The 8,009-nt window shown below is 62.7% G+C and carries 6 protein-coding genes; 1 reads left to right on the forward strand and 5 read right to left on the reverse strand.

Annotation, left to right across the window (positions count from 1 at the left end; all coding sequences use genetic code 11):
* Window positions 1-175: 175 nt before the first annotated feature.
* From RTQ46_RS26815 to betC, 5 genes are read right to left on the reverse strand one after another with little or no spacing between them, the layout of a single operon-like run.
* Window positions 176-1,042, reverse strand: coding sequence for an ABC transporter permease (locus tag RTQ46_RS26815; RefSeq protein ID WP_409518382.1), 867 nt, complete (start codon window positions 1,040-1,042; stop codon window positions 176-178).
* A gap of 1 nt (window position 1,043) precedes the next feature.
* The gene (locus RTQ46_RS26820; RefSeq protein ID WP_312440662.1) at window positions 1,044-2,015 is read right to left on the reverse strand and encodes an ATP-binding cassette domain-containing protein; all 972 of its coding nucleotides are present in this window, start codon (window positions 2,013-2,015) and stop codon (window positions 1,044-1,046) included.
* Window positions 2,016-2,030: 15 nt separating this feature from the next.
* On the reverse strand, window positions 2,031-4,262 hold the full coding sequence (locus RTQ46_RS26825; protein WP_312440663.1) for a TonB-dependent receptor domain-containing protein: 2,232 nt from the start codon (window positions 4,260-4,262) through the stop codon (window positions 2,031-2,033).
* 36 nt (window positions 4,263-4,298) lie between these two features.
* The gene (choX, locus tag RTQ46_RS26830) at window positions 4,299-5,234 is read right to left on the reverse strand and encodes a choline ABC transporter substrate-binding protein (RefSeq protein WP_312440664.1); all 936 of its coding nucleotides are present in this window, start codon (window positions 5,232-5,234) and stop codon (window positions 4,299-4,301) included.
* On the reverse strand, window positions 5,231-6,781 hold the full coding sequence (gene betC, locus RTQ46_RS26835; protein ID WP_312440665.1) for a choline-sulfatase: 1,551 nt from the start codon (window positions 6,779-6,781) through the stop codon (window positions 5,231-5,233). The genes choX and betC overlap by 4 nt, the downstream gene beginning before the upstream one ends.
* Before the next feature lie 183 nt (window positions 6,782-6,964).
* Between betC and RTQ46_RS26840 the strand changes: the two genes are divergently transcribed.
* Window positions 6,965-7,879 carry a choline sulfate utilization transcriptional regulator gene (locus tag RTQ46_RS26840; protein ID WP_312440666.1) on the forward strand — a complete coding sequence of 305 codons (915 nt, stop codon included), beginning with the start codon at window positions 6,965-6,967 and terminating at the stop codon, window positions 7,877-7,879.
* Window positions 7,880-8,009: the final 130 nt, after the last annotated feature.

Genomic DNA, 8,009 nt, shown 5'->3' on the forward strand with positions numbered 1-8,009 from the left:
GCCTGCGGCCCTGATCCGACCTACGGTCGTGTGCGGCCGCGTCATCTGCCATTACTATCGGCGTCAACCGCTGCGTAGGTCGGATTAGCGGCACGCGTAATCCGACACCACCACCGGTCGTGCCAACAATGTCGGATGACGGCCCTGCGGCCCTGATCCGACATACGTAGCTGTTTCAAGAATGCGTTGATGCAAGCTCGCGCCGCCCGAAGCTTTGCGTAATGCGATCGAGAATAATCGCCAGCAGCACCACGCACAGCCCGCTTTCAAAACCGAGACCTACGTCCAGCTGCTGGATGCTGCTCAGCACTTCGCCGCCCAAACCGCCGGCGCCCACCATCGAGGTGACGATCACCATCGACAGCGCCATCATGATGGTTTGATTGATGCCGCCCATCAGCGCCGGCAAGGCCAGCGGCAGTTGCACCTTGAACAGCAGCTGCCAGCCTGTGGCGCCAAAAGCCTGGCCCGCTTCCAGTTGTTCCCTGTCCACTTGCAGGATGCCCATGGTGGTCAGGCGCACGGCCGGCGGCATGGCGAAAATCACGGTGGCGATAATGCCGGGCACGCGGCCCAGTCCAAACAGCATCACGGCCGGAATCAGATAAACGAACGCCGGCATGGTTTGCATGAAGTCGAGTACCGGCCGCAGCAGCGCGTGCAGATGACGGTGCCGCGCAGCCAGTATTCCCAACGGCACGCCCAGGGCCAGACTGATCAGGGTCGCCGACAAGGTCAGTCCCAATGTCACCATGGTTTGCGGCCAATAGCCGAGCACGGCGATCAGCAGCAGGGCCAGTGCGGAAAACACGGCAAAGCGCCACGACAGGCGGCGCCAGGCCAGCGCCCCGACCAGCGCGATCATCAGCCAGGCCGGTATCAGCTGCAGCAGTGTTTCCGCTGTGGTGGAAAGTTGCTCGATCACATGGCCGGCGCTGTCGAACAGGCCGCCGTTGTGTTCCATCAGAAAACTGACGCTGGCATTGATCCAGCTGCCCAGCGGCAGCCATGCATGCAGTTGCTCAAACAAAGCCTGGTCCATCTCAGTTCCTGGCGCTGGCGCGCGTGATGGTGCGCAGCGCGCTGGCGGCCGTGATCAGGCCCAGCACCACGCCGCTGGCGTCGCGCACCGTCAGGGGCAAACGGAAGGCGCCGAGTCGTGGCATCAGTTCGGACAGGCGGCTGTCGGCGGGCACGCTGATCAGCTCAGGCAAGGTGGAGAAGCCCGCCTCATGATCGATCAGGTCGCTGGCAAGCAAATGGCTTGAGGTATCGGCGCTCTGGAAAAACTCGCGCACATGCTCGTTGACGGGATGGTCCAGCAGTGCGCGCGGCGCGCCTTGCTGCAGCAATTTTCCTCCGTGCAGCAGGGCGATCTGGTCGCCAAGGCGCAGCGCCTCGTCGATATCGTGCGAAACAAACACAATGGTGCGGCGCTGTGCGCGCAGCAGCTCCAGCAGCAGCTCCTGCATCTCGCGGCGCTTGAGCGGATCGAGCGCGGAGAACGCTTCGTCCATCAGCAGCAGCGACGGATTGACGGCCAGGGCGCGCGCCATTCCCACCCTTTGCCGCATGCCGCCCGACAACTGGTGCGGATACTGCTTCGCATGGGCCAGCAATCCCACCTGCTCCAGCACGGAGCCGGCACGGCGGTGGCGTTCCTTGCGGCCGACGCCGGCCAGTTCCAGGCCGAATGCGGCATTGTCGATCACGTTCAGGTGCGCAAACAGTGCCGACGATTGAAATACCATGCCCGCCGCTTCGCGCCGCCATTGCTGCAGGCGGCGCGGCGCCAGCTGCGCCAGGTCGGTGCCGTCGACCAGCACCTTGCCGCTGGTGGGAACAGCGAGACCGTTAATAGTGCGCAGCAAGGTCGACTTGCCTGAACCGGACAGTCCCATCAGCACGCAGATGCTGCCCTCGGCAATATCGAGCGAGACATTGTCCAGCGCGGGCGCGACGCCGGCATCGAAGATTTTGCCGACCTGGCGTAATGACACTTTGATGGAGGCCATGGTGTTCTTTCGCAGTTACAGCTTGCCGCTGATGGTCAAAAAGGCCGCGCGCGGGGCGCCGACCAGCATGGTGGCAAAGCTGCCCGAAGGATCGCTGCTGGCAAAGCCGTTGGTGCCGATGGTGGCGAAGTAGCGCTTGTCGAGCAGGTTGGTCACGTTCAGCTGCACGGTGGCACTCTTGAACGGGCCGATATTGCCCAGGTTGTAGCCGCCGCTCAGGTTGGCCAGCCAGAAGGACGGCACCGGGCTGTCGTTGAGGTAGGTGTAATAACGCGTGCCCGTGTACTTGGCGTCGGCCCTGGCAAACCAGCCGGCGTGTTCGTACGACAGTTCCGTGTTGAACAGCACCTTCGGCGCATCGACCACGCGTTTGCCGTTGACGTTGACGGCGGTGGCGCCCTCGTAATACAGCGGCGCCGATTTGTACGAGGAGTCGTTATAGGTGAAAGAGTTGAACCAGGCCCATTGCGGCGACAGTTTCCAGTCCAGCGCCGCCTCCACACCCTTGGTTTCTACCTTGCCGACATTGGTCAGGGTGGTCGGGCAACCGACGATGCCGGTGCAGGTCGCCACGTTCAGCTGGCGGTTCTTGAAGTCGGCCGCATACAGCGCGATCGACGCCTGCACCGGGCCGCGGCGCGAGCGCAGGCCCAAGTCAATGGTGGTCGAGGTTTGCGGCTTGAGCTTGCCTTTGCTGAGGTCAAATGCTTCCTGCGTCTGCGAGAACGGCCCATCGGCGCCGGCCTGGTAGGCATTCATGTTTTTGGCCCACGACGAAAACAGTTCATCCTGGCTGCTCAGGGCAAACGTCAGGCCCGCCTGTGGCAGGAATTTTTTCGACGCTTCCAGTGTGCCGCCTGCGCGTCCGCCCGCCTGGTTGTCGCCGTCGATGCGCGCCCTGGTGCTCTTGAAGCCGTAGCTGAAATTGAGGCGCTCGTTCAATGTGGCAAAGCTGTCCTGCAGATAGAACTGCGTGGTCTTGCTGACGAAGCGCTGCGCGATCACGGTGGAAAATGGGTCGGACAGGAAATGGTCGGTGCTTTCCGGTCCATTCACGGCGTAGAAGCTGCGCGTCCAGCTGTGCACGCTGCGCTCGGCCCACACGCCGGCCGTCACCGTGTGATTGCCGATTTCCCAGTTCAGGTCGCTGACCAGGCCATGGCGGTCGATCTTGTATTCCTGCGCCCGCACCGAGATCGGCACGCTGGCCGACGACGGCGTGTACGGTGTATACCAGTGGCTCTCGCCATGGTTGCGGTGATCGTACAGCGTAGTCTTGACGCGCACGCTGTCGCTGGCTTGCCAGTCGAGCGCGACGCCGCCGAGCCAATCATTGCGCAGGCCGCGTCCCAGGTAGTACGCATCGTCGAGGTTGTTGACGCCGCCTGTATAAATACCCTTGGCCGCATTGACGGCACGCTGCCAGTCGGGCGCATAGTTATCCCATTTGTAGCCGAGGCGCTTGACGCTGTCGAACGACAGATCCTGGTAATCGGTTTCGTCGCGCGTGGAATAATTGAAGAAAGCGCTCAGCTGGCTGTTGCCCAGGTTTTGCACCACTTTCGAGTTGAACAGATCCTGGTCCTGGCCGCCGTCGCCTTTCCACTTGTCGGCGCGCTGGCGCGTCAGCGAAACATAGGCCTTGGTGTCGGTCGACAGCAGGCCCGTGTCGTAACGCACGAAAGTGCGCGAGGTGCTGTCGCTGCCCAGGGTTTGCGCCAGCGTGGCACCGGCCGTATCGGCCGGCCCGCGCGTCCTGAAGCTGACCGTGCCGCCCAGGTTGCTGGTCGAGGCCGTGCCCAGCGCACCCGTGCCTTGCGAGACGCTAACATTGCCGATGTTTTCGGACGAAATCGCGCGGCTGACATGCAGGCCGTTGTGATTGCGGTAGCTCATGTCGCCAAGCGGAATGCCATCGAGCGTAAAGCCCAGCTGGTTCTGGCTGAAACCACGGATCGAGATATGCGCCGACCATTCATAGGCGCCAAACGGATCGGCCGACTGGAACGACACGCCGGGCAGCTTTTCCAGCGTTTTCAGGGGGCTGGTACCGGGCGTGGCTTCCGCCAGATCCTTGCGCGTAATGTTCTGCACCTGGCGGCCCTGGCCTTGCACGAAGACGGTGTCGACCAACTTGTCTGGCGCCTCTGCCGGCGCAGGGTCGGCGGCATAGGCCGAGCAGGCCAGCGCTTGCAGCACGAAAAAGGTCAGGGGTTTGAATCGCAGTGCAGTTGGCTTGCTTGACATCAGTAGCTCCGGCGGTGGTGTGTGGGAATGAGGAAATTACGGTTGTGCGAGGCGGGCGCGCACGGCGGCCGCACCATCGGCGCCGCTGCGGGTAGTGACGCCGGCCAGCCAGGCATGGATCAACTCCGGCCTGGCGTGCAACTGGCGCAGGGCGGCGGCGCGCGTCGTCTGTTTCTTGTCGAGCATGTCGGCCATGATGGCGTGCTCGAGCGCGGCCGTGAATTCCACCTGCGCAAACAGTTTTCCCACATTCGTGCAGGCGGCGCGGTAGCCGCGGCGCGCCACCGTATTGACACTGGCGCTGCCGTAGTGCGGGCCGAAATACTGTTCGTCGCCGTCGAGATAAACGAGCTTGAAATTGTTGTTCATCTGGTGCGGCTCCCATGCCAGGAACACGATCCACTGTTGGCCGCGGTTCTTGCGCGCCACCTGGCTCAGCATGCCTTGCTCGCTCGATTCGACCAGCGTCCAGCCGGTCAGGCCATAGCTTTTTGCGGCCAGCATTTTCTTGATGGTCTGGTTGGCGGGCGCGCCGGACTCGATGCCGTAGATCTTGCGGTCGAACTTGTCTGCATGCTTGGCCAGGTCGCTGAAGGTACGCACGCCCGCACGCGCCACATAATCGGGTACGGCCAGCGTGAACTTGGCGCCGGGCAGGTTGGCGCGCAGCGTTTCGATCGCGCCCGATTGGAGTAACGGCGTCACCAGCGGTTTTTGCGCCGGCATCCAGTTGCCGAGGAACACATCAACCTGGCCCTTCTGCAGTCCCGCATAGCTAATCGGCACGGACAGCGGCAGCACTTTCTGTTCATAACCGAGCGCTTCGAGCACGATGCCGCTCAGGGCATTGGTGGCGCCGATATCGGTCCAGCCAGGGTCGGCCATGCGTACCACGCGGCAGGCTTCCGGCTCGGCGGCATGGACGGACCAGTTTATTACGGCAAGGAAGGCTGCCAAGGTAAAGCGTTTCATGCATCACTCCGTGGCGGGACAGGAAAACGGGCGCGCGCTTCAAGCGCATCGAGGTCCAGGTGGTTGCGGATATAGCGGCGGCTGGCGTCGTGCGGCGGCTGGTAATCCCAGGCATGATGCGCGCCGAGCATATTGGCCGCGCCGATAAAGCGCCGGCGGACCTGGCTGGCCACCACCTGCGCGTGCAGCTGCGGCAGGTTCCAGCGGCTGGCGACTTGTGCCCGGAACCCTTGCAGCACGTCAACGCTGCCGGCGTCCTGCGCCAGGTTGCGCAGTTCATCGGGATCGCTGGGAAGGTGATATAGCTGGTCCGGATCGGTAGACGAATGGATGAATTTGTAGCTGCCCTGGCGCAGCATGACGATCGGGCCCAGCGCGCCTTCGCCCAGGTATTCGGCCGCCACTGCATCGTGGCCGCCGCGCTGTTGCAGATGGGGCAGCAGGCTCTGGCCGTCAGTGTCGAGCGGAAAGTCGGCATCGGCAGCTGGCATGCCGCCGTGCGCCAGGTCGAGCAGGGTCGGCAGCAGGTCCACATGCGAGACGGACTGCGCCACCCTGTGTGCGGCAAAGCGCTGCGGCGCATGGACGATCAGCGGCACGCGCGAGGACGGCTCGAAAAAGCTCATCTTGTACCAGAGCCCCCGCTCGCCCAGCATGTCGCCATGGTCCGAGGTGACGATAATGATGGTGTTATCGCGCTGCCCGCTTTGTTCGAGTGCGCGCAGCAATACGCCGAACTGCTCGTCCACATACGAGATGGCGCCGTAATAGGCGCGCCGCGCCCGGCGCACCTGCTGCGGCGTAACGGGCGTTGCATCGAGATTGAGCACCGCGCGCAGGCGGCGCGAATGCGGGTCGTCGTTTGCTGGCGCATCGGGCACGCGCGGCATGTCGATTTCGTCGTCGCTGTACAGATCCCAGTAGGGTGAGGAAATCGCATATGGGTCATGCGGATGAGTGAGCGAGACCGTCATGCAGAATGGTCGCTGGTCCGGATCGCGCGCCAGGTCGAACAGTTTCTGGCGCGCCGCGAACACCACTTCGTCGTCGAAGTCGAGCTGGTTGCTGCGCACGCAGTGGCCGGCGTCGGTCACCGACGACATATTGTGATACCAGCTGGGCCGCACGTCGGGGCGCTGCCAGTCCGGCGTCCAGCCGAAGTCGGCCGGATAGATATCGGTAGTCAGCCGTTCTTCAAAGCCGTGCAGCTGGTCGGCGCCGCAAAAATGCATCTTGCCTGACAAAATGGTGCGGTAGCCGGCATGGCGCAGGTAGTGGGCATAGGTGACCGCCTCGGACGACAGCGCCGCCGCATTGTCGTAGCCGCCCGTTTTTGACGGCAGCTGGCCGCTCATCAGCGCATAGCGCGATGGCGCGCACAGCGGCGAGTTGCAATACGCCGAGTCGAATACCACGCCGCTGGCGGCCAGCGCGTCGAGATGGGGCGTGCGCGTGACCCGGTTGCCATAGGCGCGCAGCGCGCGCGGCGTCAGCTGGTCGGCCATCAGGATCAGGATATTGGGCTGGGGTGCGTTTGAGTGAGGCATGAATGCGGTAGTGAAAACATATCGATGAGTGCATTCTGCGATGCCGGAGGAAAATTGCGAACGTATCAATTCGCATATTCATATGCGAATAATATAAACATGGCTTATGTGAAGGATGTCAAATTACTTTGCAATTTCAACGACTTGGGTGCAGAATAAATTATCGAAGCATAAGAATAAATTATGGTAAAGCCTGCTCAAACCATTTCGCTGGACAGTCTCGTCTTTTTTGAATCGGCCGTGCGCCACCTCAATTTCACTCTGGTGGCGGAAGAATTCGGCAGCAGCCAGCCGGCCGTCAGCCAGCGTATTGCCGCACTGGAAAAGGACTTGCGCACGCCGCTGTTCAAGCGCGCTCATCGTGGCGTCAGCCTGACAGCCGATGGTGTCGCCTTGCATGAGGCGGTGCGCGACCATCTGGCGGCGATCGGTCTGGCGGTCGACAAGCTCCGCACGCGGCGTACGCGGCAAGTCATTACCGTGGCGACAGATTTCGGCTTTGCCCAGTTCTGGCTGATGCCGCGCCTGGCAGAGTTTCAGAAGCTGCGTCCTGAACTGGACGTGCGCATCGTGACATCACAGCAGGCGTTTGATATTCGCGGCGAGGCGGTCGATCTGGCCATCTCGTTTGGCGACGGGCAGTGGCCCGGTTGCGATGCGCTGCAGATATGGCCGGAAGAGGTAGTACCCGTCTGCAGTGCGGCCATGCTGGAGCGGCATGCGGCGGCGGGCGGCACGCCTGGCGCCGTCATGGCGCTGCCTTTGCTGCACCTGGGCAGCAGTGGCCAGGAACCGTGGATGACCTGGCAGCAGTGGGCGCAGCTGCAGGGCTTGCCTGCGGACGGTAAACTGCAGAGCCTGACCTTGGGCAACTACCCCTTGCTGATCCAGGCGGCCGTCGCCGGTCACGGTGTGGCGCTGGGCTGGCGGCCGCTGGTCGATGCGCTGCTGCGTGACGGGCAACTGGTCAGCCTGCCGGTACCATCGCTGACGACACGGCGGGGCTACTTCCTGGTGCAGCCGCGCGGACGCGAGCCATGGGAGGCGCTGGACAGTTTGCGCAACTGGATCGTCGCTGGTTGCGAAGCGCAGAAATAGTCCTTGCAGGCCGCGTGGGGCAGGGCTATAATTCGCCCCCTCGCTGAACGATGCATGCAAATGCAGACTGAAGTAGAGGAAAAAAGAAGGTTGACGAAATGCTGAAAAAGCTTCATACTCTTCCTTCTTC

The sequence above is a fragment of the Janthinobacterium sp. genome, assembly GCF_031995485.1.
In the GTDB taxonomy this organism is placed as follows: Bacteria; Pseudomonadota; Gammaproteobacteria; order Burkholderiales; family Burkholderiaceae_D; genus Janthinobacterium.

Coding starts and splice junctions, on each gene's coding strand:
- RTQ46_RS26815 (WP_409518382.1), bottom strand. CDS start 1,042: ATGGACCAGGCTTTGTTTGAGCAACTGCATGCATGGCTGCCGCTGGGC.
- RTQ46_RS26820 (WP_312440662.1), bottom strand. CDS start 2,015: ATGGCCTCCATCAAAGTGTCATTACGCCAGGTCGGCAAAATCTTCGAT.
- RTQ46_RS26825 (WP_312440663.1), bottom strand. CDS start 4,262: ATGTCAAGCAAGCCAACTGCACTGCGATTCAAACCCCTGACCTTTTTC.
- choX (WP_312440664.1), bottom strand. CDS start 5,234: ATGAAACGCTTTACCTTGGCAGCCTTCCTTGCCGTAATAAACTGGTCC.
- betC (WP_312440665.1), bottom strand. CDS start 6,781: ATGCCTCACTCAAACGCACCCCAGCCCAATATCCTGATCCTGATGGCC.
- RTQ46_RS26840 (WP_312440666.1), top strand. CDS start 6,965: ATGGTAAAGCCTGCTCAAACCATTTCGCTGGACAGTCTCGTCTTTTTT.